A 25,880-nucleotide genomic window follows, 5' to 3' on the forward strand; every position below is an offset into this window, starting at 1 on the left:
CCCCAAAAAAGATTGATCAGTTAGCTGAGTTAATTGTTAAAATATTTTCTTCTCCAGCTTTAACCTTATTTGTTTCCAAAGGCTTAACTGTATATCTTTCTTTGCTTAAATTAGTGAAAATCATTACTGAAATAGGAGATAAATTATTTTCTTTGATTATATCTAAGTTTACTTCAGCTATTTTTTGTCCTTTAACAATATTATCTCCTGGTTTAATTAGAATATTAAAGCCTTTCCCCTTTAAATTTACAGTATCAATCCCGATATGAAGTAATACTTCATTGCCAAAATTATCAGTAAATCCAAGTGCATGTTTAGTTGGAAAAACAGTCGTTACTTTACCAGAAATAGGGGCAACTATTTTACCATCAGTTAAATTTACCCCATACCCATCACCTAAAGTTTTCTTACTTAATACCTCATCTGGAATTTTAGACAATTGAATAAACTGACCAGTAAACGGAGAAACTACATCATTTAAAGCATCAACATTTTCAGAATTTGTTTTATCTTCTTCACTATTCAATAAAGAAGAACTGGCAATGTTTTCGCCTCTTAGCATTTTTAAAACTTCATCTTTAATAGCAGGAGCTTTGTTGCCATATATAATTTGAATATTATTGCCCACAGAGGTTACACCTGACGCTCCTAAATTAGTAAATGATGATCTATTAACTCTACTAATATCATTTACATCCACACGAAGGCGAGAATAGCAAGCATTAACGTTTTGTATATTATTTTTCCCACCTAAGTTCTTTATAATACCGGAAATCAGTTTGACATTGGAAATTTCGCCACTTGTTTCTGAAGTATCAGCACTATTTTCACTTTCAGCAGACTCGTCTTCTCTACCAGTTGTTTTAAGATTAAATTTTTCTATTGCAAATTTAAACATAAAATAATATAGGCCGAAAAATACTATACCAATTGGAATAACAATCCACCAATTTGTTCTATTAGTTAAAACATTGAAAAACAAGTAATCAAAAAATCCACCAGAAAATGATAAACCAAGGTGAGCTCCAACTAAATTAGCTACTGAAAAGCCTAAGCCGGTAATTACCGCATGAATTAAAAATAATACTGGAGCAGTAAATATAAAAAGAAATTCAAGAGGCTCTGTAACTCCAGCAACAAATGCTGTAATAGCTCCTGAGAGCATAATTCCTCCCACACGTTTTTTATTTTTTGGATAAGCAGTTTTATACATAGCTAAAGCAGCAGCCGGCATACTAAACATTTTTAATATAAATTCACCATTCATAAAAGTACCGGCAGTTATTTTTACATTATCAGCTAATTGAGCAAAGAAAATTAACTGATCGCCGTGAATGGTTTGCCCAGCTTTATTAACATAAGAGCCAGCTTGTAACCAAAAAGTGGGCCACCAAATATGATTCATCCCAAATGGAATGGTAAGTCTTTCAACAAAACCAAACATAAAACCAGCAAAAACGGAACTACTATTAGCAATTGCATCAGAAAGCCAATTTATTCCTCCTTGGATTGGAGGCCAAACCAAGCAAAGAACTAAACCCATTGCAAAACCAGCAAAGGCTGTGATAATTGGAACGCTTCTTTTACCTGCAAAAAATGCAAAAGCTGTAGGGAGTTTAACATCATAGAATTTATTATAAATGTATGAAACCATCACACCGACAAGAATGCCTCCTAAAACACCCGTTTGTAACGTCGGTATGCCTAAAATGTTTGCATAAGCATTAGATGATTGGACCATTTTATCACTTACGCCCAAAGTCCCTCCCATTGTCACGCACATAATTAAATAGCCGACAATGGAGGAGAGTGCAGCTACTCCAGCATCATTTGTCAATCCAATAGCGACACCAGCACAAAATATTAATGGCAAGTTACTAAAAATTATGTTCCCACATTGTAATGCCACATTAAAGATTCTTTCACTTGCTGGGTTTCGCATAAATGGCATCATAGCCAAAAAACTTTGACTAGTAAAAATAGTACCAAATGCTAAAAGTAACCCTGCAGCAGGTAAAATTGCAATCGGAGTTTGCAGTGACGCACCTATATTAGTGAGTTTTGCCACAAACTTCATTCCTAATTTTTTCATAAGCTATCCCCTTCTTTAAAAATTAACATTTATTTATTAGCCATTCTTTTAATTTGGAATCAAGTTTTAATATCGTTAATGCTGCCCCATTCATATTCAATGATGTTACCAAATTACCAACTTTAGTAGATACCACCTTAATATCTTGTTTTTTGAGCCAGTACATAACATCTTGAAATAAGATGTACTGCTCACCAATAGGAGTACTGCCAAGTCCAGATAACATAATTGCTACCTCATTTTTTTCAGAAATATCTAAATCCTCAATCAATTCTCCTACCATTTTTTTAGCAATCTCATTTGACGAACTTAAAGTATACTTTTCTAGTCCGGGTTCTCCATGATGCCCGATTCCTAATTCATACTTTCCATCCGGAATCTTAAAATTCGGATGACCAACTGCTGGAATAGTCAGTTCTTTTAATCCAACACATATGCTGGCTGTATTGTCTGCAGCTCTTTGTGCTGCCGCACAAACTTCTTCAAGGGATCCACCCTGTTCAGCTACCTTTCCAGCAACTAGCCACATATAGTACAATCCCGCAATACCATGTCTTCGATCTTTTTCAGATTTTGGTGCTGAAGCAATATCATCACGAGATACAACACTTTTAACTTTTACTCCTTCATCTGCAACATCCATAATTGCACTTTTGACATTCATGTTGTCTCCAGAATAATTGCCAAAAATACACGCGACTCCTGCTCCTTGATCTGCTACTTTAAACGCTTCTCTGAAAGATTTAGCTGTAGGAGATGAAAAAATTTCTCCAATTGCAGCGACATCAAGCATCCCAGGTCTTATGTAACCAATAAATGAAGGTTCATGACCACTACCTCCACCTGAAACCAAAGTTACCCGTTTAGGTATTTTTTTCCTTTTCACAACACGAAAATTATTTGGCAAAGTTTCTAAAGCTCTATTATCCAGAAGATACCCTTTAACAATTTCATCAACAACGTCATCGGGATTATTAATAAATCGCTGCATTTTAAATTCCTCTTTCAAGACTAATTATTGATTCTGCAAAAGCTTGCAGAATCAAGTTACAAGAGGCAGCACCTGCATCCAAATGCCCAACCGTTTTGTCTCCTAAGCGTTCTGCTCTTCCAATGTTTGCTTTTAAATTACGTGTTGATTCAAAACCTTTTTGCGATTCTTTTTGCATATTTTGTAAGCTAGAAATCAAATTTTTATGAATTTGCCACTCTTGATCAAAACCTTTGACTGCGGGAATTAAAGTATCTAAAAGTGACTTATCTCCTAACTTAGCAGTCGTAATGCTTTCAACATTATTCAAGGCTTTATGCAACATCTCATTAACCGTATCACCGTTAATTTCCTCTTTATCTGCTGTAGCCTTAATAAATCCCCTGAAAAACATGCCATATAATGGTCCCATTGAACCTCCTATGTGATCCATTAGGGCTGTTTTAATTGCTTGAAAGCCTCCAGTCATATCATTAATATGCTCATCATTAATAAGTTTTTGTGCTAAATCCATTCCTTTAGACATATTAATTCCATGATCACCATCACCCAATGAATCTAGTTCACTTAAATAATCCCTATTTTTACAAATAGACTCTATTATACTTTTAGGAACTGAAATTGCTTGACTATTTTTAATCATTTTTCGCAGCTCCTATTCTAAGTTGGCATGTCTGTCAAAATACTTATTGGTTGCAACATTTTGATATTCACCCAGTGGAATGATCATTGAGTCTAAAAGAACAAGCATTGAAATCTCAAACATGCTTCCGCCCGGAAGTATGTTCTTTTTATTTTCTGCACTTTCCGGTAACTTATCAGTATAAGCTGGTATTCTCAAAAATTTGTCAGCCATTTTTCCAAGAGTAGACTCTGGAAATATAGTCAAAACAAAAATTTGTCCACCAATCTCCTGCGCCTTTTTCGAAATTGAAATTAAGTTGCCAGTCTCTCCTGAAGCACTACCAATAATCAAAAGATCATCTTTACTATAAGCAGGTGTAATGGTATCTCCTACTACATAGCTGTCAAAACCTAAGTGCATTAGTCGCATTGCGAACGCACGCAACATTAAAAGTGAACGTCCCGCACCAGCAACAAATATTTTTTTTGCACCTTTAATTTTTTTCATTAATAATTCAATATCCTTATCAGATATTTTATTTTCTATATCAGATATTTCTTTACCAGCAATCGTAGCTATTTCTTTTGTGTTATATTCCATATTTCTTACCGATATTGTCCAATAATCTCATACATTTTCTTAGCAACTTCACCTGGATTATCAACTTTCGCTAGTCCACCACCAACAACAACATCATCAATATCTGCTTTGCATGCATCTTCAAATGTGCTCAGCTTGATGCCACCAGCCGCAGCAGTTTTACTTTTAATGCCCTTCAAAAACTTAACTTCTTCAATTGGACTTACACCTGTGTTTTGTATGTCATAGCCTACATGGACACAAATATAATCCGGACCCCACTCATCAACAGTTTTGGCACGTTCAGCAATATTTTTAACTGAACACATGTCTACGAGAACTTTGCCATTATATTTTTTAGCATTTTCAATAACTTCCTTAATTGTTGCATCCTCAGAAGCTCCAAGGACAGAAACCATATCAGCACCGGCCTTAAACGCTACATCGGACATTGGCTGACCACCATCCATAATTTTTATGTCAGCAAAAACTTCTTTATCTGGATATAAGTCTTTAATTTCTTTTACTGCTTGGGCTCCCTCCGAAATCATCAATGGTGTCCCAATTTCGATAATATCAACATATGGTCCAACCTCAGCTAAAACTTTTTCTGCTTGTGCAATTGTTTCTAAATCAAGTGCTACGTGTAATTTTTTCATAATTAAAAACTCTCCTTTATATCAAACATTTTCATAATTGTATCCACATATTTATCCGGATTTCCCAAGAAATTGTATTTATCCGGAGTTTCTAGAAAAGTCTTATATACTGGTTGATTAAATTTAATTCCGAGGCTTCCATTTTCAACCGGTAAGGCTATTTTCACTGTTGGTAGGTTTTTATAATGATCGTTCTTTTTAAACTTTAATTTGTCATCTTCCTTACCAATATAGATACCTAGACCATGGTGATAGCGAACATTATCATAAAATATTTCACATGGTTGATAAGCTAAATTGGAGAAAACCAGATCCCCATTGCCAATATTAATGGAACAGTGACCATAATCTGGCGGAACTATAATTGCTTGCCCAGCTTCAACTTTGGCTAAAATGATATCGTCAACTTTTATGTCATTTTTTTCTTTAACATCAAAATTCATTGACTTTTGTAGTTCAAACATTGCCGTACCACTGAGAACTTCATATACCTCAGGATAAGAATGCTTCTTATTACTTTCCCAGCCATGGTAGTGACCACTAGTCTTTTTGCATTCAAACCCAACCTGGCCTTGATGAATAACCGTGATATCATATTGAAATTTGTAGCGTTCAAAGAGTTCTCTATCCTGATCGCAAATAATTCCGCGATAAACATCATATACATTTTCATGCTTATCATTATGTGATGAATCTTCATATAATTCGCTCATTTGCAAAACATTTTTTTCACCATATCCTTTTAGCATGTAAGGTGCTTCAAGCAATAGCTTTTTTGATCTACTGTTTTGGTAAATAGGTAATCCGCTTTTTTGTAATTCTGCTAACATATTTTCCTCCTTAAATCATGTTTTTAATTGTTTTTAGTATAAACAATTAAAAACAATTATTTACAAATGTATAATACAACAATTTTGTAATCGATTTCAAGCATAATTTAAAAAATAACAGTAATTTTTGATGTTTAAGGCAATTTTTTCAAAAAAGATATATAATAAAAAAACAATATAAAACAATTAAGTAAGGTAGGATTTTGATGTTAAAAACAGAAAGACAACAAATGATATTGAAAATTGTGGAACAAAACGGTAAAGCAGAAACTAATGCTTTAGTTAAAAAATTCAATGTCACTGAAGACACTATAAGAAAAGACTTCAATAGCTTAAGTAATAAAGGACTTGTAAAGCGCACACATGGTGGTGTTATGAAAATCCAAGGCGTTTTAGATTATGACTATCGTCTAACTCAAGACGTTGCAAGCAAGAAGAAAATTGCAAAAGTAATTTGTGATTATCTTATACAGTTCAAAACTATTTTTATAGACAGTGGATCTACTAATCAAATTATCGCTGAAGAATTACTTAACAAATATCATGGAACAATAATAACTAACTCTCCCGTAATTGCCTTATCTCTCAGCCGTAACAAACAAATTAAAATTGAAATTATTGGTGGCTCTTTAAACCCAAGAACAAAAGTAATTTTAGGAACAAAGAGTATCAATGAAATTTCGCAATTAAATTTGGAATGTACATTATTAGGTGTTTCCTCTATAGATTTTAAAATGGGTATTACCTATCCAAACAATGATGAAGCTACACTTAAAACTACATTAATCAAGCAAAGTAAAAATATAGTTGTTGCCATTAGTAAAGAGAAGTTAGAAACTTTTTCCACATTTAGTGCTGGGCAACTATCTGATGTAAATGCCTTATATACTGACGAAACAAATAAAAAGTTATTAAAAAAATACAAGCAAAAAATAGCTAGAGTTATTTCTTGCTAATTATTGACAAAAAATCGCATCAAAAAAGACTAATAAATCAATTTAGCAAATTTTGATTTATTAGTCTTTTAACTTGTAAATACTAATGTAATATGAGACGAAAATTTTGTTTAACATTAGTAAACTTTACTTAAATAATAAAAACTAATAATGTATATAAGACTCTATTTTTTCGCATTTCTTTTTTTAATACTCGAATTAATTTCTTTTACAGTCTGCCTCTGTGACAAAATAACGATTAGCCAAATAACAATATAAACTAAGACAAAGACACCAACCAACCAAAAATTAATCGGCCACTTATTTATCCAGCACATTAACAACACCAGCAAAAATGTCCCTATGATATGAACGCTAAAGGCAATAGCAGGTGGTACATCCATCGCAAAAATCATTGATAAAATTCCTATTAATCCAGAAATAATTAAAACAGAAATAACACCTAAACGGGTAGGAATACTAGGAGAAGCAAAAGTCAGTATTATCAAATAAGTAGCTGCACCAAAGCCCACACCGGTAAAGAAATAGTTAATGAAATTACTTAATTTTCTCATTTTACAGACCCAACTCTCTTTTTAATGCAGGCAAATATAATCTGGAAACATCAGCTTTTAGATTGTTTTTTAAAAGTGCGATCATATTTCCCGCAAAACCTACTTCTATCGATTCCAAAAAATTTATATTGATAATGCCATGTTTCGAAACTTGGATAAACCCATCACCCAGTTTTTCTAGTACCTGATATAATCGACCAGTTGTTTTTATCATGTTTTTAGTAGTATAAAAGGTAATATCTGTTGTCTGGATCTCTACTTTGATAATTTCTGTTCGTTTAATGGTTACTATTCTGTCTTCCACTTTAACTGGTAAAAGATCATACCTTTTTTCACCAAATTTGTGCAAATAATTAATTAAATTATTAACTGCTTCACTTTTTTGAGCTGCTTTAATTTCAACTTCAATTTCCTGTTCATTTAAATCAGAATCCGTTTTAAATTCAATTTTCACTTTACTTATTGCTCCTCCTATCAGTGATAAAAGAAAGCAAACCAATTACTAAAATTAGTATTGCAATCATTAATAGTAAAACGAGCATATTATTCAGCCGCCAATTATTCATCTTAAATTGTATTCCTAAATAATTAGTTAAATGCCGTTTTACATTAGCAGGAAAAGTGGCCAGTGTCTGCTTAAGTAAAAAATATCTTAAAGCAGCTGCTTCATAACTACTTGGTACTAATTTTACCAAACTTTGTGCTCCAGAAACCAATATACCATATGGCAAATAGGTCGCTACAGCAAACCCAGCAGCAGCTCCTAAAACAGCGGAAAGCCTGCTAAAAGTAGTGCTGGAATGCATGAAAAGCACGATTATTTCATCTAATAAAGTCGCTGCAATCGCACCTACCAAGATATACAAAAGTCCGGGTAAAAGTGCTGATTGAGGAATCGAGATATGATCAACTAATGAAAAGTACATGGCCATTACGATAAAGGTGATGATTTGCATAAAAAAGCTGACTGTTGTTCCGGATAAAATGTAAGCAAAATTTTCTGCAAAACGTGATATGCCAGTTAGTTCAAAATCAGCGTCGGCTCGCGTTTCGCGGTCACTTACTTGTTGACCTAAGGCCTGAAAAGCCGTAGTAATACCAGAAACCGCAACAATACCCGCTATCATCCATAAATCCAACATTTTAGTCACATGAGGCAATTGCTGCCAATTACTTCTTAAATTATTTTGCAAAAAGCCAATATAGATAAAGAAAGAAATCAGTGCACCCAAGCATGACATGAATACAGCAGGAATGTTAGAGAAATAAATTTTCAAATTTCTACGAAATAATGCAAACATTTAATGTATCTCCTTTCCGGTAATCTGAAGGAAGGCATCATTGATTGTTCCTTTGCGATATGAAAAATCGATAATATTTTCTTGATTGTTTTTTAAAATTTCAATTGCTTCTTGAGGGGATAATATGTCAATCGCAACTTGATTTTGACTGAGTCGAATAACTTTTTGTTTAATCTGTAAAATTTTGGCTTCCTTAACAGTAAGAATCAATTTATTAGGGGCAAATTCCGTCTTAATTTCAGCTGCAGAGCCACTGGCAAGAATTTTACCATTTTCCAAAATATACATTTGGTCAGCATTTTCTGCCTCCTCTAAATAATGAGTTGTCAAAAAAATAGTAAGGTTTTGTTGCTGCTGCAGTTTAGTCAATAATTTCCAAATAGCATTTCTTGTTTGGATATCAAGTCCTGTAGTTGGTTCATCTAAAAAAAGCAAATCCGGATTACAAATCAATGCTCGAGCTATGTCTACCTTTCTTTTTTGACCACCTGATAAAGTGCTAAATTTTTGATTTAAAAATTCTTTGATGCCGATCAAATCAATTAGGTGTTCAAGCCACTCATTAGAAAATTTATGATACATCTGTGCCCTTAAGTAAAGATTATCCTTGACTGTTAAAACATTATCTAAAACGCTATTTTGAAAAACTACTCCAATTTTAAGATTTGAGGCTTTTGAAATGATACCTGAAGTTGGTTTTAATAGTCCTGTTAACATATTTATTGTGGTTGACTTGCCTGCACCATTCGTACCTAAATACGCCACTAATTGTCCTTGCTTTATTCGGATATCAGCTTTATTAACGGCAATTTTATTCCCAAATTTTTTAGTTAATCCTTGTGTTTCAATTAACATAGCGACACCTCTTCCTTAATTTGAATTAAGCATACTAATTCAAATCAAATTTGTAGCGCATTTTACAATAAGAGACAAAATAGTAATCACAAAAAGATAAAATTAAGACACAAAAATAAAAAAGGTGTTGATCAAATTTTGGTCAACGCTTTTAGTGTTCAAAATTAACTTATTTACTTAAATGAATCTCGCGGTCAAATAAACTTTGCAGTTTTTCATCGAAATTATGCGCGATAAAAATGACAGTACTCGGCATTTTAAGGAGTTCTTGCAAGATTGTTCTGGTTCCCTCCTGATCAATTGCACTTGTGCCTTCATCAATTAACAGAATCTTACTGTCATGTATCTGCGCGCTATTATTTTGGGTAAGCTTAAATCAATTAGAACAAAAATTGCAGTTAGTAAAACAAAAGACCAGTTTAAACTAAAAAGGACACCGGCAGAAAGCAAAATGATGAACAAATTGCTAAGAACATTAACCCAGGGCAGAGCAAAATCGCTGGTTAAGGTATCGAGATTGCTTTGCAGATAGTTCTGCATTTGCCCCACAGTCGCATCGTTTTCAGTATAAAAATGGTCTACCATTTGCCCTCTTAATTGATCAAGATATTCCTGAATCTGTGCGTTAAAAAGGTAAGTCGCTAAAGGCAAAATAAATACACCACAAACTACCGGGATAAATTCAATTAATTGCCAGCGAATGTAAACGGACAAATTGCCAACGCTTAGTCCGTTAACTGCAAATTGAAAAAAATATTGGTCAAGTGAGCCAGTAACAGCAAAAATAAAATAAAGTAAGATAATAAAAATTGCTCGTCGTTTATTGGAGCCAATCAGTCCCCTTAATGTCATATGCTTGCGTCTTTCATTTAATGCTAAATCAATTTTATTAAATTTATCTAATAATAAAATGAATGAGCAAGGGTGTCAAATTAGCAGATAGATATATAACTAATGCTTTGACGCTTTAGATCAGTTTGGACATTTGATTATTAACCTTTTATCCATATATAAAAGCTTATTTAAATTGCAAGTATTTCTTAGTATAAGTCTTTTCTGTGAAAATATAAATTTAAAAATTTTAAAGGTTTCTTTAGTCCAAATAATTGATTATTCTATTCTAAATACTGATTTAACAAACAATATTAATTTATATTTTAAACACTTTATAAGGTGTAAAATAAGAGTATCAAATCTATCCAGATTAAAAATAAAACCAATGTAAAATAAGACTTTATAAAATATGAAAATTTTATTTGGAATTTACATGATAATATTTTTTAAATGAAGCAAAATCATTACATTAAAAAATTATTTTCTTGGAGTGATATAAATGAAGAGACAAATTATATTTTCAGAAAACCCTATCAGAGATCTATGGGTTAATATCGAAAAATATTCTTACCCTTATAATATTAAAAAATATCTAAAAAATAAAGAAGCTTCTGAAAAACTAATCAATTCTATTTCTGGGTCAATACTTCAAGCTAAAGAGTTCTTCAATGCAAGTACACACGTAACAATTCAAACTTCACCAATATTATTATATTATGGCACTATTAATTTACTTTTTGCTTCAAGTGCTTTACTAACTGGAATAGTTCCTGAAATAAATGGACATGGTTTAACACTGAAAAAAGATGATATATATAAGACAGATTTATTAAAACTTTCTATTACTGTACATAATGGTAAAAAAGACGGGTTTGCTTATTATTATCAGAGTCTTGAAAAAAAATTATTAAATTCATCCGAAATATGGACAATTCAAGACTGTCTTTCTGCTATTCCTGAATTAGCGTTTCAGTTTATTAATCAATTTGGCATTACTAAAACTCACATCATTCCAGTGAATAGGATTGTTACAAATGATGATACTGCTTTTGTAACTAAATCAGAAATTATAGATTTTTCCACATTAGAATTACTAATTGATAATGATAAAAAGTATAATAAAAATTATTTCAAACCAGAACGTAATTTTAAAGGAGGAGCTGTTTTAAGAAAAAAATTAAACGGCAAGTCCTTAATCAAAAGTGCTTATAATGGACAGTATTATCTGACAGTTTCTTTTAACGAAGTTAATGATCTATCAGAAAAGATTTATGGATTATTTGGATCTTATATTGCTTTATTCGGTCTTTGTACTTTATGCCGATATTATCCACAAATCTGGACACCGTATATACGCCAAGATCCTAGTGGAGATGTCAATTATATAAAAGTTTTTCTAAGTTATATTCATAGGTATATTCCCAATATAATACTCGATTACATTGAAAACACTAAACATATATATTCGAGCTCTTTATTACTATCTGATCATAAAACGGATAATTAACATAGTAAATTTATTAAAAAGAAAGGATTTTTAATTATGCTTAGAAATGATCTAGTTAAATGTACTGAAACTTTAACAAAATTAGATTATGTAATTAAATTCAGAAAAATACATAAAACTTTATTAGAAGATAAGAATGGCAACTTTTATAATAGTAGAACTATATACGTAGATACTGAAATGGAGAACAAATTTAACTTTTTTGGAGCTCTACTTATAAACAAATATAGATCAGAAAAAAAACTTGGTCTTGTTGATAAAGAAAGTTTGTTAAAAAAAGATGAGTTAGAAATGTACATGAAAGGAATATCATTGTTTATGAGTATATACTCAAATTGTATTATGCCTTATATTCATTCTTTTCCTCAATCTATTACAAGATATCTTAGTCCCTATGCTGAGTATTCTCAAGAGCAAATAAATAAAATTACAACAAATTATCATTGTAAAGAATCTGAGTCAGCCTTATCAGAGTATTTCCGCAATTCATTTTCTGACTCAGATTCAATTCAACTATTAAATAATTATTCAGGTCAGGCATTTTTGCAGCAATTAACATATCAAAATCTTAATGACTTTATAACAAATTTAGATACTCAAATAAGGAATCATGAAGCATCAAATTTTATACAAAATGTTCTGAGTATAGGACCCAATGCATCAATAAGTGCAAAAGATAATATCAATAAATTTTTTCTTATTTTATATAGTGTAAAACAATCGTTAAACATATTTTACAAAACGCTCTATAATGAAATTATAGGAAAAAAACTTAATTTAATTAGAGAAGATACCATTGTGAACTGTACTATTTCAAAGTCAATTCTATATGAAATACGTTCTTTCACTTTAACTAAAAAAGCCCTTCCAGTAATTAAGGATACAGGAGTACTGACATTAATGGATTTTAGTTATTTTGAGGAACATTACCATGATTTTGGTATACCCTTAAACTCACAATTCATTAATAAGTCAGATTTAGGTAGTATATGTAAAACACAAATATGTGTTTTAGACAAAAATCTGAACCCATTCGGAAAGTATATTAAAAGCCTAGGCTAAATAATTGTATACTCTATTCCGATTTCGAAATAACTTTATCCAACTTGCTGGTGTCACTTAAATTGGCATTTAAAAATTCTTGATTATCTATCGGTAAATGCAATTCAAAGTTTTCTATTGGCTGAACGCTGACTGTTACATCTTTCATTGTAGCTAATAAAACATGACCGCCAAAGCTTAAATCGTCGGCCAAAAAATGATTGTGAAATCCTGAAACTCCAACACCTTGAAAAACAGGAGGTGTGTAATAAGTAATCATTGTTCCAGTGATATTTTCAGTCTCGAATTCAACCTGATTTTCAGCAATTTTTCCCAGAGACGGATATGGCTTATGCGATTTTTTAGAAGACCTTGTACGAATTTTTTGGAAAACGCCTTTAGTCAATATTGCGAAAAATTGATTTCAGGCGTTATTTTTGGTCAAAACATCTTTTAGCATTTCTGTTAATTCGACATTTTGATAGCTTTTGAATTTGTGATAATCCGCAAAACTAACGTCAGCATAAGTCACTTTAAAGTCATCTGGCAGTTTCACAGCCGGACCACTAACATCTATTTTGTAACCAACACCGTCCAATATTACTAATTCACCATCAACGCCGTCACCCGTTCCAATGCCAATATTGCCGTGTTTTAGCAATTCTGATAGCGGTAAAGTGCCTTCCAATAAGCCTTCAACCAGCATTTGCATAGTGCCATGTTGAAATAATGTATTTTTCGTCATATTTTCTGCTCCATTAATTCATACACTTATAATAAAATACAATCTTAACTTAATAGTATACTCATAGCTTATCTTAATACTAATGAGCTGTAATCTAATAAGTTGAGATTGCTTTTTTGTTATTCCCACTCAATCGTTGACGGTGGCTTACTGGTGACATCATAGACTACACGGTTAATGTTTGGCACTTCATCAACAATACGCGTTGAAATTTTTTGCAAAACATCCCAAGGTAAGCGAGCAAAGTCAGCGGTCATTCCATCAATTGAAGTAACGGCGCGAATACCAATGGTATAGTCGTAAGTGCGACCGTCACCCATCACGCCCACGGATTTGATACCAGGTAAAACGGTGAAGTATTGCCAAACTTTTTCTTGTAAACCGGCCTTTTTAATTTCATCCCTCAAAATTGCATCACTGTCACGCACCAGTTTGAGTTTATCCTCAGTTACTTCGCCAATAACGCGAATGCCAAGACCTGGTCCTGGGAATGGCTGACGCCAAACTAAATCGTGCGGAATGCCTAATTTTTCACCCAGTTCACGCACTTCATCCTTAAATAACTTGCGCAATGGTTCAATTAACTTAAAGTGTAAATCCTTAGGTAACCCACCAACGTTATGGTGCGACTTAATTGTCTGGGCAGTATTCGTGCCGCTCTCAATCACATCAGTGTACAGGGTGCCTTGAGCTAAAAAGTCCACATCCTTAATTTTCTTTGCCTCGTCCGCAAACACCTCAATAAACTCTTTGCCAATGATTTTACGCTTTTGCTCTGGATCGGTGACACCCTTCAGTTTATTTAAAAAGCGCTCTTGGGCATTTACCCGAATAATGTTAACGCCTAAATCACGGTTCAAGGCAGCCATTACTTCATCGCCTTCATTTTTGCGCAACATACCGTGATCCACAAAAATAGCTGTCAGCTGGTTGCCAATTGCTTTGTGTAAAAGGGTAGCGGTGACACTGGAGTCTACCCCGCCAGATAGTCCCAGAATTACTTTCTTATCCCCCACAGTTTTCCTAATTTCAGCAATTTGCAGGTCAATAAAATCGGACATTGACCAGTCAGCTTTAGCGCCGCAGACTTTAAAGGCAAAATTACGCAGGATATCAAGGCCATATTGCGTATTGCGTACTTCCGCATGGAACTGAATACCATACATTTTGGCTTGATCATTAGCAATAGCGGCAATCGGGCAATTCTTACTTGAAGCGACCGTTTCAAAGCCAGCAGGAGCCCCTGTGACCAAATCACCGTGACTCATCCAGACGTATTCATCTTTGGGCAATCCGGCAAATAAAACGGAGTTAGTATCTTCAACTTCGATGTCGGCACGACCATATTCAGAATTAGCAGCTTTTTCGACCTTGCCGTTTAAATAAGAAGCCATTAGTTGCATCCCGTAACAAATGCCTAAGATAGGAATGCCCAATTTAAAAATTTCAGGGTCAACTTTCAAGGCATTTTGGTCATAAATACTGTTAGGACCCCCGGAAAAAATAATTCCCTTGGGGTTAATCTGCCTTATTTGGTCCATACTAATATCATGGGGCAAAAGTTCAGAATAAATACCAAAGTCCCGCAGCCTGCGTGTGATCAGTTGATTATATTGACTACCAAAATCAAGCACAATAATTTCATCAAAATCACTAATATTCTTTTTCACCGACATCCAAGCTCCTTTACTAACTATCTTCAATACCATATCAACTTTACTAAGAAATAGTTCAGTGGTCAACAATTTTTTAGCGTCACACTAATAATTCACGAATATTTTTAAAAATAATCATCTAAATAATTCGCAATTTCATTTTAAAATTGGTCTTGCACATATTATGCGACTCTGTTACAATGCTTGCAACAGGAAAATAAATATCTATATATTGCCGTAATAAGGTCGGCAGTTTCTACTCAGAACCGTAAATTCTGAACTATGGATAATATAGCATTTTGCGCGGCTATTTGCTGCTTTAAAGGGCTTTTTTTACCATAGTTTTGGTAGAAAAAGCCCTTTTTGTGATGAAGGAGGAAAAAGTGAAATTATTAGAAGACCGGATTCGTAGTGACGGAGAAGTTTTACCCGGTAACGTTTTAAAAATCAACTCGTTTTTAAATCATCAGGTAGATCCCGAACTAATGAAGAAAGTCGGAGAAGAATTTAGTCAACTATTTAAGGACAGTGGCATCACAAAAGTTTTGACTTGCGAAGCTTCTGGAATTGCACCGGGAGTAATGACAGCCTACGAATTACACGTGCCTCTGGTCTTTGCCCGCAAGAAAAAACCTGCAACACTTAATGATGCTGTCTATTGGGCCGATGTTTATTCTTACACTAAAAAAGTCACTAACCAAATTTGTGTTGAACAAAAATTTTTTGACCAAGATGATCGCCTGCTAATTATTGATGACTTTCTGGCAAATGGCGAAGCTGTTAAAGGCATGATTAATATTGCTAACCAAGCTGGTGCTGAAGTAGCTGGCGTCGGTATCGTAGTCGCAAAAACTTTCCAAGGCGGTAGCGACTGGCTTAAAGAACACGGGTATCACCTTGAAGCATTGGCAGAAATCGCTAGTTTGGCCAATAATCAAGTACGTTTTGTGGGGGAAAAATAATGGCAGAAAAAGAAGTTAGTCAGCAAAAAGCAGCGGTTTTAGGTTTACAGCACTTATTAGCGATGTATTCCGGAGCTGTCGCTGTACCCCTTCTAATTGGTAATGCACTAAAATTTTCTCCTGCACAAATGACCTATCTTGTTTCAATTGACATTTTTATGTGCGGCCTTGCGACACTTTTGCAATTAATGCGCAACAAGTACTTCGGCATTGGCTTCCCAGTCATTTTGGGCTGCGCCATTCAAGCAGTTGCCCCCTTGCAAATGATTGGTCAAAAATTCTCAATTAACGACATGTATGGTGCCATCATTGTTGCCGGCATTTTTGTAGTTTTAATCTCAGGCGTTTTTGCTAAAATTAAAAAATTCTTTCCTCCCGTCGTAACAGGGACTTTAATCACCACTATCGGTTTAACACTTGTTCCGGTCGCAATTCAAAATATGGGTGGTGGCAATTCTGCTGCTAAAAGTTTTGGCAGTGGTCAAAATCTCCTTCTGGCTTTTTGCACCATGTTCATTATCTTGGCACTGGAAATTTGGACTAAAGGATTCATCAGGTCAATCTCAGTTTTAATCGGCTTAGTTGCTGGAACAGTAATTGCAGCCTGTATGGGACTAGTCTCATTCACTCCTGTAGTGGAAGCATCCTGGTTTCACTTACCTCAACTGTTCTATTTTGGAGTACCGAAATTTGAATGGTCTTCCAGCCTGACAATGATCATTATTGCTTTAGTATCAATGGTTGAGTCTACTGGAGTATTCTTTGCAATTGGTGATCTTTTGCACCATGATGTTACCGAAGAAGACTTGAAAAAAGGCTATCGTGCTGAAGGCATCGCCCAAATTTTTGGCGGTTTATTTAATGCATTTCCTTACACTACTTTCTCTCAAAATGTTGGTCTTCTGCAATTATCTGGTATAAAAACCAAGCGTCCAATTTATTGGGCAGGCGGCTTACTCATGGCTATGGGCTTATTACCTAAAATTGGTGCCATGGTAACAATCATTCCTACCCCAGTTTTAGGTGGTGCCATGCTGGTCATGTTTACCATGATTGCTGTTCAGGGCATTAAGACTTTAGCTAAAGTTGATCTCAGTGATAACAATAATGTATTAATTATTGCCATCTCAATTGGACTTGGACTTGGTGTTACTATTTATCCTCAATTTTTCAAAAACCTGCCGGCTACTGTCCAATTATTTCTAAGTAATGGGATCGTAATTACCAGCTTGTCAGCTACTATCCTGAATTTCCTACTTAAAGGAGGTGATAGGAAGGCAAAACCAAAAACTCAAACTGCAAATATCATGTAAATAAAATTGTTTTTACCCTTGAAACAATTTTGTTTGCACCAAAAAAGTATCTTCTCTGTTAAGAAGATACTTTTTTAATTTGTAAATATCAAAGCACTCATGTTTGCCTTGTCGCTATTTTTCTTTCTGATGCCTAAAAATGAAAAACAAGTTGCCAGCATTTTTTCACCAATTTGCTTAAATGGCTTGTCAGCAATTTTTTCAGTATATTTCATAATTCCAATCGCAGTTATAAAAATTAGAAAGGACTGCGTCAAAGGAGTAACTGCTACTTCTTCACCACATTTTCTATACCCATTTATAAAGGAAGCAATTAGTTTTTGATTTAATCTAAAATCTTGGTAAAAAAGTTTAATGAAGTCCTGATAATTGACCCCCATACGAGCTCGCTCAAAATCAATTAAACGAAGATGCCCAGCAACAATTTTATAATTACGTAAACCTACATCCCCATGTAAAACTGTAGTTGCATGTGCTATCAAGTCTTTTTCAATATCCGCTTTTTGCGCTGTAAATAAAGCTAACACTTGCAGCAATCTGCTTTTAATTTCTTCATTCTGCAAGCTATTGCTATCCGACTTTGCTTTCTCAAACAATTGATTATTAAGATATATGCCAGAAAAAGGTTTTACGTTTCGGTGAAAACGAGCTAACTGTGTTCCCATCTTAAATGCTAAATCAGGGGTAATTTGTCCTTTAACATCAGTTGGCGCCAAATCTTTCATGACCAAAACAAATTGTTGCGTTTGTTTGACAACAAAAGAGTCTAATACCCGAGTATTTATTTGCTGGTTAACAGCTTTTTCAGTTAAAAATTTCCCTGCTTGTGCAAAGACTTTAACAAATATTTTTTGCTTAAACTTTGCACTATCACCAACAAAAGTGCTGTTTTGTGACTCGTGCGTGATCTTTGTTAAGTCAGCTTGCAGTTTTTCTTGTACAATTTTTTCTATAGTCATTAGCCTAGTTCTCTCATTTCACCAATGCGGGCAATGCCCAAGCAACTTAGCACAAAAGTAGTTTACCGGTTTTCTTGCCAATAGAGGTAGCAGTACGAAAACGCACCATAAATAATATTCTTCTTTGTATTAATCATTTTTTTCGCCTTCATATAAGAACAATTCGTCAACCGTTACCCCTAATATTTGAGCCAAGCGAAAAGAGAGTCCTAAAGATGGGTCATACTTACCATTTTCAATAGCGTTGATCGTTTGCCGAGTAACATGAGCAGCTTCAGCTAGTTGAGCTTGTGAGTACCTCTGCTTTTTACGCAATTGAGCAATTCTATTTTTCACTAGTTCACTCTCCTGTCAAACATATTGGACATTTATAGTAAAGCATCTTTTACATTTTGCGTAAACTCCAAAATTATATTTTAGTTAAAATCTTTAAATCGAAAAAGTAATAATAATTTAGGTTTAAGTTTACTTATTTTTTTGCAAACAGCCCGCCTTTTTTAATACAATATAGATTAAGTAATTTTGAAAGGACAGATAAGATGAAAAAAGCAGAATGTACGACTATTCTTGTCGGTAAAAATGCCACCATTGACGGCTCAGCTATGATTGCCAGAAGTGAAGACGGTGGCCGTGAAATAATTCCTGAAGGGTTTGAACTTATTACACCTGAAAAGCAACCTAAGCACTATGAAAGTGTCATTAGTCACCAAAAGATTGATGATGAGGACTTAGCAGAAAAGCCTTTGCGTTATACCAGTGCACCTGATGTTTCTGGCGAAAGCGGCATCTGGGGCGCGGCCGGAATTAACTCAGAAAACGTAGCAATGACTGCTACTGAAACTATTACCACAAATGCACGTATACAAGGGATTGATCCTCTTCTTGCAAAAGGCGGTCTTGGTGAAGAAGACTTTGTTACTTTGACATTGCCTTATATTCACAGCGCCCTTGATGGCGTTAAGCGCATCGGTTATTTGCTGGAAAAATATGGCACTTATGAAATGAACGGTATGGCTTTTGCCGACCACGATGAAGTTTGGTACCTGGAAACTATTGGTGGTCACCACTGGATTGCACGCCGTATTCCTGATGACGCCTACGTTGTTGCTCCTAACCGTTTAAACATTGATGAATTCCATTTTGGTAAAGATGGTTTCTTGGCAGACGATGCCTTAGAAGATTTGATCAAGGAATTCCACTTAAATCCTGACCGTGAAGGATACAACATGCGACACATCTTTGGTAGCTCAACCATAAAAGACGCCCACTACAACAATCCACGTGCCTGGTTTGTTCACAATTACTTTGATCCAGAATTCGGTGGTAAGCCAACTGATCAGGATCAACCTTTTATTTGCCACGCAAACCGCAAGATTAGTATTGAGGATATTTGTTTTGTTGAAAGTTCACACTATCAAGATACCCCATTTGATCCATACGGTGATCAGGGTACCCCTGAGCAAAAGAAAACCTACCGTCCAATTGCACTAAACCGCAACTTCGAAACCCATATTTTGCAAGTTAGAAATGATGTTCCAGAAGAGATTGCAGGTGTGCAATGGCTTTGCTTTGGTCCAAATACCTTTAACAGCTTCGTCCCATTCTACACGAATGTCAACGACACGCCAGCCAGCTTCCAAACTGGTCCTAAATTTGATTTGAACAAGATTTTCTGGTTAAACAAATTAACAGCACAACTGGGTGATACTAATTTTAAAGTCTACGGTGAACTTGAAAATGACTTTGAACAAAAATCATTAGCACAATGTCACTTCATTCAACATGAAACTGATAAAAAAATTGCAGGCCTGTCAGGCAAAGAAGCTGAAGATTTATTAACTGCAGCAAACCAAAAGATGGCTGACCAAGTATATAGCAATACCATTGAACTGCTGGGTAACATGGTCACTGAAGGCCATAACCTGGCAACGCTTAAGTTTGACTTGTTAGATTAGAACACTGAAATACAAAAAAGCGGTAGAGTATAAGCTCTGCCGTTTTTACTTTTCTTAAATAGAGTGTAATTTAATATTAGATCTAACAATTTTTTTCAGTATAGCTGACTGCTTATTAGTTATATATTCAAGGGTATATGATTTTATAATTAGATTAAACGAAAAGAGGATAATTCCTAAATTAAGTGAGCTATCCTCTTTTATATTTTGAAAATAATTTTTAATTCCTAAGTTTTGGTGGAAAAATTACCTGAAAGTGACTATAAGTTTTGGTACTTATTTAGTTTGGTGGTTGTTATTAGTCTAATTGAGCTTTAGTAGCTGCAATACTATTTTTTGGATTTCGGTTGACCATAATTAGTAAATTTTTTAGCAACTGCATCCATTTCTTTATCTGTCAGTGCAACTGGTTCACCCACAGACTTAGCGTAAATATATAGCTTACATAAAAATTCTATATTAACAGCATTACCTAAAGCAGATTCAATCGAATTTCCAGTGGCTAAAAGCCCATGGTTGGCTAATAAAATACCATGATCATCTCCCATTACTCTATATGCTTCCTCAGCAATTTCAGGTGAGCCGTAAATCTTGTAATCTGTACATTTAAGTTCTTTGCACATATCAGCAATTACATAGTGAATTGGCGGAACATTCTTTCTTAAACAAGACATAGCTGTGGCAAAATCTGCGTGAGCATGAATAACTGACAACACACCCGGTTTATTTTTATAAAAAATTGAATGCATTGCAAATTCACTGGAAGGTTTGCGATTTCCTTCCTTAATATTGCCGTCTAGATCCATAACCACTACATCTTCAAGCTTTGTATCATAATAGTTAATACCTGAAGGACTGATTAACATAACCTGATCTTCAGGAACATATATGCTAAGGTTCCCGCCTGTGCCAGTAGTCAGACCCTCGTCAACTAATTTTTTACCATATTCAACAATTTTTTTGCGTTCATTCAAATAATCCATAAATGCTACTCCTTATTTTGTATTATGCTTAAATTCAAATTTTCCCATACTTCAAAACTATCCTGCAAAGCTTTGCTTTCTTGGGGATAATATTCAAATCTAACTTTTGAAATACTGCTTTGATTATTCTTATTTAAAGCAGAATTAATCACTTCAAAGCATCCCATAATTGATGGTTCCTGGAAGTTTTCATAAACCTTTACCGGCAAATCAGTTATATTTGCGACAACTTGTGGTATTATTCTAGAATTTAATCCTCCACCGCAAGCGACAATTGATTTATAGTTAAAATTCTGATCCCTTTTTAATTGTTTAACTTTACGTGCGATTGAAAATCCAATGTCTAATGCTATAGCCCCAATTAATTGCTCCTTAGTTATCGAATCTGGAAAAGGAGGCGAAATGAAAAATCCCCCATATTTGCGAGCATTATTCTTTTTTAAAAAACTTTGAGTGGTAAAGCTGGCAAATATATTTTGAATATTATTCAAATCTACCGTTTCTTCAATACTTTGATAAGAACTATTTGGAAGAAAGAATTTCTTGGCTTTCTCATAGTTAAGTCCGGTTACTCCCGGATTATACTCTAAGACATAATTATTTCCTTTTAAGTCCAAATCTAACCAATGATCTTTATTTATATCAGGAGTCTTTGTTCTTAAATTGATCGGACTGGTTGTACCTGAAACTAAACATAAAGTGTTTTTTTCATTATCTGGTAGTACGGCTTTCATAGCCAACTGGGTATCTGCACCACCAACTATAAACTTGCAGTCATCATTTCTAATACCAAATTTTCTTAATAAATCTTTATTCGTAATTTGATATATAGTTTGAGAAACCACAAGTTCAGGTAAGGAAATTGAATCTAACTGAAAAATACTAATTAATTCTGGATCCCAACATTTTTCAAACAGATTAAATATTTGGGTTTCAGCTGCTTGAGAAGGTTCAATAATACATTTATCACAGAATAACAAAGCAAACAATTCACTTAAACTGGTAAATGAATAAACTTTATGAAAAAGTTCTGGTCGTTCTTCTCTTAGCCCAGCTAATTTCATAGCAAGAAAATCACCTGAAATATTTCTAGCAGTTTTATCAAAAACTAACTGTTGAAACTTTGAATATTTGCTAACAAAACGATTCCCTCTGTCATCTATATTTGGAATACCAAAGATAACTTTTTTGTTTTTATTTAGGCAGAAAAAAGTTTGCCTTGCTCCTGAAACTGTTATAGCAGAGATATTTATATCAAAAGTTTCCAGTACTCTCTTTGTCACGATTTCTAAATTATTCAAAAATAATTTAAAATCTATAAACATGCCTCCAAAATTATCTTTCTGATAAACATTTTTAACATGCTGAATATCATAAATTCTTCTATCTTCATCAACAAGAGCTACTCTGCTGCTACCTGTACCAACATCAATTAATAAATAAAAGTCTTTATTATTCATTATATTAACCATCTAAAACATTACTATTAATAATATTGGCTTTTTGATAATTTTTCTTAAGATAATTTATCAGTGAATTTACTGCAATTTCAGATTGATGTAAAACCACTTCATATGTTGAGCCACAAATATGTGGTGTTGAAATTACATTATCTAATAAAGCTAATTTTAGATCATCTTTATTTTCAGGTGGTTCAACATCTAAAACATCTATAATGCCTCCACTAATCTGCTTTTTGGCTAAACAGTCATATAAGTCTTCAGTATTTACCACCGCTGATCTAGATGTATTTACAAATAAGGAACTCTTTTTCATTAAACTAAGGTATTTGCGATTAATCATACCTTTAGTTTCTGAAGTTACTGGTAGATGAAGAGAAACAATATCAGAATTTGTAAACAAAGTTTCTAAATCTGTCTTTTTTGCGCTAGTATTCGTTGATTCAACATAAGGATCATAAAATAGCATTTTACAGCCAAAATTTTCAAGCAACTTTGCTGCCGTTTTAGCAACAGCTCCAAAACCTACAAAGCCTATTGTTTGCGAATATAATTCGTGACCTTTCCAAATATAATAAGGAGTTGTGCCCGGCTTCCAATTTCCATTCAGCACCCATTTGTTTGCTTGAATAATCTGTCTTTGCTTGGTAATTATCAGACCGACCAACATTTCAGCAACAGCTTCAGCATTTCTTGCTGGGGTATGTATTAAGGGTATTTTGTATTTATTAACCGCATCTACATCAATATTTTCTGGTGTAGATCTGCAATCTACAATAGCCTTCAAATTTGATGATTTGGCTAAAACCTTGTCATTGATTTGATCTAATTCAGTAATGAGCACATCTGGATTAATCTCTGACATCTTTTTAGCCATTTCATCTGGATAAAAGCGCTCACCATTCTTTGTCCATGGATCATAGACAATTTCACTAAAATACTGCTTTAATTGTTCTCGATATTTTTCAGTTATCTCAGCTCTGATATAAATTTTCATATAAAACTCCTCAAACATTTTAAAACTTTGAATTCCAGGAATAATTTGTTTATTAAGCATGTAAGGCTCAGAAAAGAAATTTACTTTCCTAATATTCAACCTTACAAGTTTTTATAAGCGCTTACAGTTTCATTATAGCATCGCAAACTCTAAATACAATAAAAAACAGTAAAAAAAGCAACTTTTTTATTACTTTTATTGTCTTTTTTACCGTTTTAAAGCATAAAAAATGATGAATAGCTGTTTGGACAAACAGTAATTCATCATTTGGCTATTTTTAATAAATTATGACACTTTTAAATTTTTATTTAGGCTATCCGAGTAATCCGAATGTTTCTCTATAATATCAGTCACCTTCTGTTTATTCTTCTTGTAGTATATGAATTGAACGACATACAGCAATACTATTATTCCAATTATAAGAGGATTTTTCGTTAAAAATCCGATCGTGATTAGCCCCATCAGAATGTTAGCAGCAACAAAACCTATTACCATAAGACTCCCCTTTGGCATAGTTACTCCTGTTTCTCTAGCAATCTTAGTAAACATTGGTGCAAAATAAGAACCGATATAGAGCTGACCTGTGAATATTATTATATCCATAATCAAAGCTTTAAAAATGTTTCCGTTTGATAAGGCTACATTAATTTCAGAGTCATAAGCAAAGCCTGTAAGGCACATTACTGGCACAACTAAATTACCAGGTAGAACAAAAGCGAGAATAAGAGCAAATGGAATCATCAAAATTCCAGTAGTCAAAGTAGCAGTTTCACCGTAACCTAGTGCATCATTGACAGCAACATACCATTCACGACCACCTTTCTTCATTGATTTTTGTGAAGCAGAAGTGATACTCGAAAATGAAGCTGCAAAAATGCTACCCACTTTTGGAAAGATAGTCATAACAGCAGCTGTAGTAACAGCAGTAGTTAAAATTTGCCCCCAAGATTTAATTGAGGTCAGCATAGTAAAGTTTCCTATCAAGCCTAATAGCATTCCGACAATGAATCCAATAATCATTGGATCACCCAAAAAGCCTAACTTTTCTTGAATTTTTTTAGGATTAAGTTGTATTTTGTCGGCTCCTAGTTTAGATAAAACATAATTTAAAATTAATGCAATTGGTACATTACATACTTGGTGTGGCGCAGTCAGCGTACATTGAGGATAGCCGTAATAAGTAGACCACCTGGTAGCAATCATTTCTGAATACAATAAACAAACTAAGTTGCCGAAAAGCATTAAGAAACTGGCCAGCCAGACATTTTTAGTCATTAAGTATAATTCTGACCCCCAAAGTATCAATGAGTAATTATTCCACAAATCACTTGGCATAAAAACATTTGTCCATTTTACCGCAAATAAAAATATTTGGAAAACTAGTAAGATACCGATGAAAATCATGCCAATACGGGTTGAGTATGCTATTACGGCTGTTGCCTGCCATCCAATATCCAAAACTGGTAGATTGAGATGAGCAATTTTTAACATTTTATCTACCACCGGAGAAATTACTGGAGTAAAGTAGTCAGTTATCATACTAAAACCAACTAATCCAACTGCGGCTAAAATTGCTGAATTAAATGCCTTTTTTACATTAATCCTCATAAATAAGCAAATAATAAAGATAACAACCGGGACAAAAATATTTGGACCAAAGGTATCCATAATTGTTTTAAAAGTTTGCATATTTTCTTCCCACCTTTCTTTTATAAATAATTAGGTTATTCAATTTTTAAGGCTTTTTTGATTTGAGAATATACTTCTTCTTCGCCAATTCCTGTTAACAGTCCTGTACCATTTATGATTGGTACATCAAAATTTCCCGGTATTGGAGAAGTATAGACAACAATATCGAATTGACCTTCTGGAATTCTTTCCGAAGCCTGTTGTGGGTTTAACTCTTGTGAATTAACCGTATAACCTAATGACTCAATATAAGCAGACGCTTTTTCAGCCACCATTGTCGAACTGACTGTTCCTGAACCACAAACTGCTAAAAGATTTATTACTTTTGCCATAATTAT

The 25,880-nt window shown here is 33.9% G+C and carries 25 protein-coding genes, 2 pseudogenes and 1 riboswitch; of the genes and pseudogenes, 6 read left to right on the forward strand and 21 right to left on the reverse strand.

What is annotated here, in order from left to right; translation table 11 throughout:
* Positions 1-16: 16 nt before the first annotated feature.
* Genes ptsG through DKL58_RS07355 form a run of 6 tightly spaced genes read right to left on the reverse strand, consistent with a single transcriptional unit; the run spans position 17 to position 5,776 of the window.
* A complete protein-coding gene (gene ptsG / locus DKL58_RS07330; protein WP_109586628.1) occupies positions 17-2,092 on the reverse strand; it encodes a glucose-specific PTS transporter subunit IIBC in 2,076 nt (691 codons plus the stop codon).
* Positions 2,093-2,114: 22 nt separating this feature from the next.
* The gene (locus tag DKL58_RS07335) at positions 2,115-3,083 is read right to left on the reverse strand and encodes a dihydroxyacetone kinase subunit DhaK (RefSeq protein ID WP_109586629.1); all 969 of its coding nucleotides are present in this window, start codon (positions 3,081-3,083) and stop codon (positions 2,115-2,117) included.
* Between the two features lies 1 nt (position 3,084).
* Positions 3,085-3,726, reverse strand: coding sequence for a dihydroxyacetone kinase subunit DhaL (gene dhaL, locus DKL58_RS07340; protein WP_109586630.1), 642 nt, complete (start codon positions 3,724-3,726; stop codon positions 3,085-3,087).
* A 12-nt stretch (positions 3,727-3,738) separates the two neighbouring features.
* Positions 3,739-4,308 (reverse strand): 6-phospho-3-hexuloisomerase, encoded by a 570-nt coding sequence (hxlB, locus tag DKL58_RS07345; RefSeq protein ID WP_109586631.1) that lies wholly within the window; start codon positions 4,306-4,308, stop codon positions 3,739-3,741.
* A gap of 5 nt (positions 4,309-4,313) precedes the next feature.
* Positions 4,314-4,946, reverse strand: coding sequence for a 3-hexulose-6-phosphate synthase (gene hxlA / locus DKL58_RS07350; RefSeq protein WP_109586632.1), 633 nt, complete (start codon positions 4,944-4,946; stop codon positions 4,314-4,316).
* A 2-nt stretch (positions 4,947-4,948) separates the two neighbouring features.
* Positions 4,949-5,776, reverse strand: a complete 828-nt coding sequence (locus DKL58_RS07355; RefSeq protein WP_109586633.1) for a glucose-6-phosphate isomerase family protein — start codon at positions 5,774-5,776, stop codon at positions 4,949-4,951.
* 206 nt (positions 5,777-5,982) lie between these two features.
* On the opposite strand from DKL58_RS07355, the gene DKL58_RS07360 reads away from it, so the two are divergent.
* Positions 5,983-6,732 (forward strand): DeoR/GlpR family DNA-binding transcription regulator, encoded by a 750-nt coding sequence (locus tag DKL58_RS07360; RefSeq protein ID WP_109586634.1) that lies wholly within the window; start codon positions 5,983-5,985, stop codon positions 6,730-6,732.
* A 164-nt stretch (positions 6,733-6,896) separates the two neighbouring features.
* Here DKL58_RS07360 and DKL58_RS07365 read toward each other — a convergent pair whose 3' ends face one another.
* The 6 genes and pseudogenes from DKL58_RS07365 to DKL58_RS07385 form a co-directional block, all read right to left on the reverse strand.
* A complete protein-coding gene (locus tag DKL58_RS07365; RefSeq protein WP_109586635.1) occupies positions 6,897-7,286 on the reverse strand; it encodes a DUF3021 family protein in 390 nt (129 codons plus the stop codon).
* Position 7,287: 1 nt separating this feature from the next.
* Positions 7,288-7,740 (reverse strand): LytTR family DNA-binding domain-containing protein, encoded by a 453-nt coding sequence (locus DKL58_RS07370; RefSeq protein ID WP_109586636.1) that lies wholly within the window; start codon positions 7,738-7,740, stop codon positions 7,288-7,290.
* A gap of 1 nt (position 7,741) precedes the next feature.
* Positions 7,742-8,587: a hypothetical protein gene (locus DKL58_RS07375; RefSeq protein WP_045928488.1), complete on the reverse strand. Its 846-nt coding sequence runs from the start codon at positions 8,585-8,587 to the stop codon at positions 7,742-7,744.
* The gene (locus DKL58_RS07380) at positions 8,588-9,442 is read right to left on the reverse strand and encodes an ABC transporter ATP-binding protein (protein WP_109586637.1); all 855 of its coding nucleotides are present in this window, start codon (positions 9,440-9,442) and stop codon (positions 8,588-8,590) included.
* Between the two features lie 169 nt (positions 9,443-9,611).
* Positions 9,612-9,794 (reverse strand): annotated as a pseudogene (locus DKL58_RS09710) (ATP-binding cassette domain-containing protein); the annotation flags it as partial.
* On the reverse strand, positions 9,764-10,294 hold the full coding sequence (locus tag DKL58_RS07385; protein ID WP_109586638.1) for an ABC transporter ATP-binding protein: 531 nt from the start codon (positions 10,292-10,294) through the stop codon (positions 9,764-9,766). The pseudogene DKL58_RS09710 and the gene DKL58_RS07385, both read right to left, overlap by 31 nt.
* Positions 10,295-10,775: 481 nt before the next feature.
* On the opposite strand from DKL58_RS07385, the gene DKL58_RS07390 reads away from it, so the two are divergent.
* Entirely contained in the window at positions 10,776-11,783 is a 1,008-nt protein-coding gene (locus DKL58_RS07390) for a YaaC family protein (protein ID WP_109586639.1), read from the forward strand.
* Between the two features lie 36 nt (positions 11,784-11,819).
* Entirely contained in the window at positions 11,820-12,845 is a 1,026-nt protein-coding gene (locus DKL58_RS07395) for a hypothetical protein (protein WP_109586640.1), read from the forward strand.
* Positions 12,846-12,858: 13 nt separating this feature from the next.
* On the opposite strand, the pseudogene budA reads toward DKL58_RS07395, so the two are convergent.
* Together budA and guaA are read right to left on the reverse strand one after the other, a co-directional pair.
* Positions 12,859-13,569: pseudogene (gene budA, locus DKL58_RS09635) on the reverse strand (acetolactate decarboxylase).
* Positions 13,570-13,688: 119 nt separating this feature from the next.
* The gene (guaA, locus tag DKL58_RS07410) at positions 13,689-15,245 is read right to left on the reverse strand and encodes a glutamine-hydrolyzing GMP synthase (protein WP_204116349.1); all 1,557 of its coding nucleotides are present in this window, start codon (positions 15,243-15,245) and stop codon (positions 13,689-13,691) included.
* 184 nt (positions 15,246-15,429) lie between these two features.
* Positions 15,430-15,527, forward strand: a riboswitch (purine riboswitch).
* Positions 15,528-15,607: 80 nt separating this feature from the next.
* Between guaA and DKL58_RS07415 the strand changes: the two genes are divergently transcribed.
* Both DKL58_RS07415 and DKL58_RS07420 read left to right on the forward strand, forming a co-directional pair.
* Positions 15,608-16,186 (forward strand): xanthine phosphoribosyltransferase, encoded by a 579-nt coding sequence (locus tag DKL58_RS07415; protein WP_109586643.1) that lies wholly within the window; start codon positions 15,608-15,610, stop codon positions 16,184-16,186.
* Positions 16,186-17,499, forward strand: a complete 1,314-nt coding sequence (locus DKL58_RS07420; RefSeq protein ID WP_109586644.1) for a nucleobase:cation symporter-2 family protein — start codon at positions 16,186-16,188, stop codon at positions 17,497-17,499. The genes DKL58_RS07415 and DKL58_RS07420 overlap by 1 nt, the downstream gene beginning before the upstream one ends.
* Positions 17,500-17,573: 74 nt before the next feature.
* On the opposite strand, the gene DKL58_RS07425 is transcribed toward DKL58_RS07420, so the two are convergent.
* Entirely contained in the window at positions 17,574-18,458 is an 885-nt protein-coding gene (locus DKL58_RS07425; RefSeq protein ID WP_109586645.1) for a phosphotransferase, read from the reverse strand.
* A gap of 129 nt (positions 18,459-18,587) precedes the next feature.
* Entirely contained in the window at positions 18,588-18,794 is a 207-nt protein-coding gene (locus DKL58_RS07430) for a helix-turn-helix transcriptional regulator (RefSeq protein ID WP_109586646.1), read from the reverse strand.
* Positions 18,795-18,997: 203 nt separating this feature from the next.
* Here DKL58_RS07430 and DKL58_RS07435 point away from each other — a divergent pair, with 203 nt between their 5' ends.
* Positions 18,998-20,413, forward strand: coding sequence for a C69 family dipeptidase (locus DKL58_RS07435; protein ID WP_109586647.1), 1,416 nt, complete (start codon positions 18,998-19,000; stop codon positions 20,411-20,413).
* Positions 20,414-20,742: 329 nt separating this feature from the next.
* Here DKL58_RS07435 and DKL58_RS07440 read toward each other — a convergent pair whose 3' ends face one another.
* The 5 genes from DKL58_RS07440 to DKL58_RS07460 all read right to left on the reverse strand — a co-directional run bounded on the left by DKL58_RS07440 (position 20,743) and on the right by DKL58_RS07460 (position 25,874).
* On the reverse strand, positions 20,743-21,396 hold the full coding sequence (locus DKL58_RS07440; protein ID WP_109586648.1) for an L-fuculose-phosphate aldolase: 654 nt from the start codon (positions 21,394-21,396) through the stop codon (positions 20,743-20,745).
* A gap of 5 nt (positions 21,397-21,401) precedes the next feature.
* Positions 21,402-22,856 (reverse strand): FGGY family carbohydrate kinase, encoded by a 1,455-nt coding sequence (locus DKL58_RS07445; RefSeq protein WP_162542346.1) that lies wholly within the window; start codon positions 22,854-22,856, stop codon positions 21,402-21,404.
* A gap of 4 nt (positions 22,857-22,860) precedes the next feature.
* Entirely contained in the window at positions 22,861-23,853 is a 993-nt protein-coding gene (locus tag DKL58_RS07450; protein ID WP_109586650.1) for a 2-hydroxyacid dehydrogenase, read from the reverse strand.
* Between the two features lie 285 nt (positions 23,854-24,138).
* Positions 24,139-25,542 (reverse strand): PTS galactitol transporter subunit IIC, encoded by a 1,404-nt coding sequence (locus DKL58_RS07455; protein WP_109586651.1) that lies wholly within the window; start codon positions 25,540-25,542, stop codon positions 24,139-24,141.
* A gap of 35 nt (positions 25,543-25,577) precedes the next feature.
* Positions 25,578-25,874, reverse strand: a complete 297-nt coding sequence (locus tag DKL58_RS07460; RefSeq protein ID WP_109586652.1) for a PTS sugar transporter subunit IIB — start codon at positions 25,872-25,874, stop codon at positions 25,578-25,580.
* Positions 25,875-25,880: the final 6 nt, after the last annotated feature.

Origin of the sequence: Lactobacillus kullabergensis (assembly GCF_003151025.1) — a bacterium.
In the GTDB taxonomy this organism is placed as follows: domain Bacteria; phylum Bacillota; class Bacilli; order Lactobacillales; family Lactobacillaceae; genus Lactobacillus; species Lactobacillus kullabergensis.

Coding starts and splice junctions, on each gene's coding strand:
- DKL58_RS07395 (WP_109586640.1), top strand. CDS start 11,820: ATGCTTAGAAATGATCTAGTTAAATGTACTGAAACTTTAACAAAATTA.
- DKL58_RS07445 (WP_162542346.1), bottom strand. CDS start 22,856: ATGAATAATAAAGACTTTTATTTATTAATTGATGTTGGTACAGGTAGC.
- DKL58_RS07380 (WP_109586637.1), bottom strand. CDS start 9,442: ATGTTAATTGAAACACAAGGATTAACTAAAAAATTTGGGAATAAAATT.
- DKL58_RS07390 (WP_109586639.1), top strand. CDS start 10,776: ATGAAGAGACAAATTATATTTTCAGAAAACCCTATCAGAGATCTATGG.
- hxlA (WP_109586632.1), bottom strand. CDS start 4,946: ATGAAAAAATTACACGTAGCACTTGATTTAGAAACAATTGCACAAGCA.
- DKL58_RS07450 (WP_109586650.1), bottom strand. CDS start 23,853: ATGAAAATTTATATCAGAGCTGAGATAACTGAAAAATATCGAGAACAA.
- DKL58_RS07440 (WP_109586648.1), bottom strand. CDS start 21,396: ATGGATTATTTGAATGAACGCAAAAAAATTGTTGAATATGGTAAAAAA.
- DKL58_RS07385 (WP_109586638.1), bottom strand. CDS start 10,294: ATGACATTAAGGGGACTGATTGGCTCCAATAAACGACGAGCAATTTTT.
- DKL58_RS07420 (WP_109586644.1), top strand. CDS start 16,186: ATGGCAGAAAAAGAAGTTAGTCAGCAAAAAGCAGCGGTTTTAGGTTTA.
- guaA (WP_204116349.1), bottom strand. CDS start 15,245: ATGTCGGTGAAAAAGAATATTAGTGATTTTGATGAAATTATTGTGCTT.
- DKL58_RS07455 (WP_109586651.1), bottom strand. CDS start 25,542: ATGCAAACTTTTAAAACAATTATGGATACCTTTGGTCCAAATATTTTT.
- DKL58_RS07375 (WP_045928488.1), bottom strand. CDS start 8,587: ATGTTTGCATTATTTCGTAGAAATTTGAAAATTTATTTCTCTAACATT.
- dhaL (WP_109586630.1), bottom strand. CDS start 3,726: ATGATTAAAAATAGTCAAGCAATTTCAGTTCCTAAAAGTATAATAGAG.
- DKL58_RS07435 (WP_109586647.1), top strand. CDS start 18,998: ATGAAAAAAGCAGAATGTACGACTATTCTTGTCGGTAAAAATGCCACC.
- DKL58_RS07425 (WP_109586645.1), bottom strand. CDS start 18,458: ATGACTATAGAAAAAATTGTACAAGAAAAACTGCAAGCTGACTTAACA.
- DKL58_RS07360 (WP_109586634.1), top strand. CDS start 5,983: ATGTTAAAAACAGAAAGACAACAAATGATATTGAAAATTGTGGAACAA.
- DKL58_RS07355 (WP_109586633.1), bottom strand. CDS start 5,776: ATGTTAGCAGAATTACAAAAAAGCGGATTACCTATTTACCAAAACAGT.
- ptsG (WP_109586628.1), bottom strand. CDS start 2,092: ATGAAAAAATTAGGAATGAAGTTTGTGGCAAAACTCACTAATATAGGT.
- hxlB (WP_109586631.1), bottom strand. CDS start 4,308: ATGGAATATAACACAAAAGAAATAGCTACGATTGCTGGTAAAGAAATA.
- DKL58_RS07460 (WP_109586652.1), bottom strand. CDS start 25,874: ATGGCAAAAGTAATAAATCTTTTAGCAGTTTGTGGTTCAGGAACAGTC.
- DKL58_RS07335 (WP_109586629.1), bottom strand. CDS start 3,083: ATGCAGCGATTTATTAATAATCCCGATGACGTTGTTGATGAAATTGTT.
- DKL58_RS07365 (WP_109586635.1), bottom strand. CDS start 7,286: ATGAGAAAATTAAGTAATTTCATTAACTATTTCTTTACCGGTGTGGGC.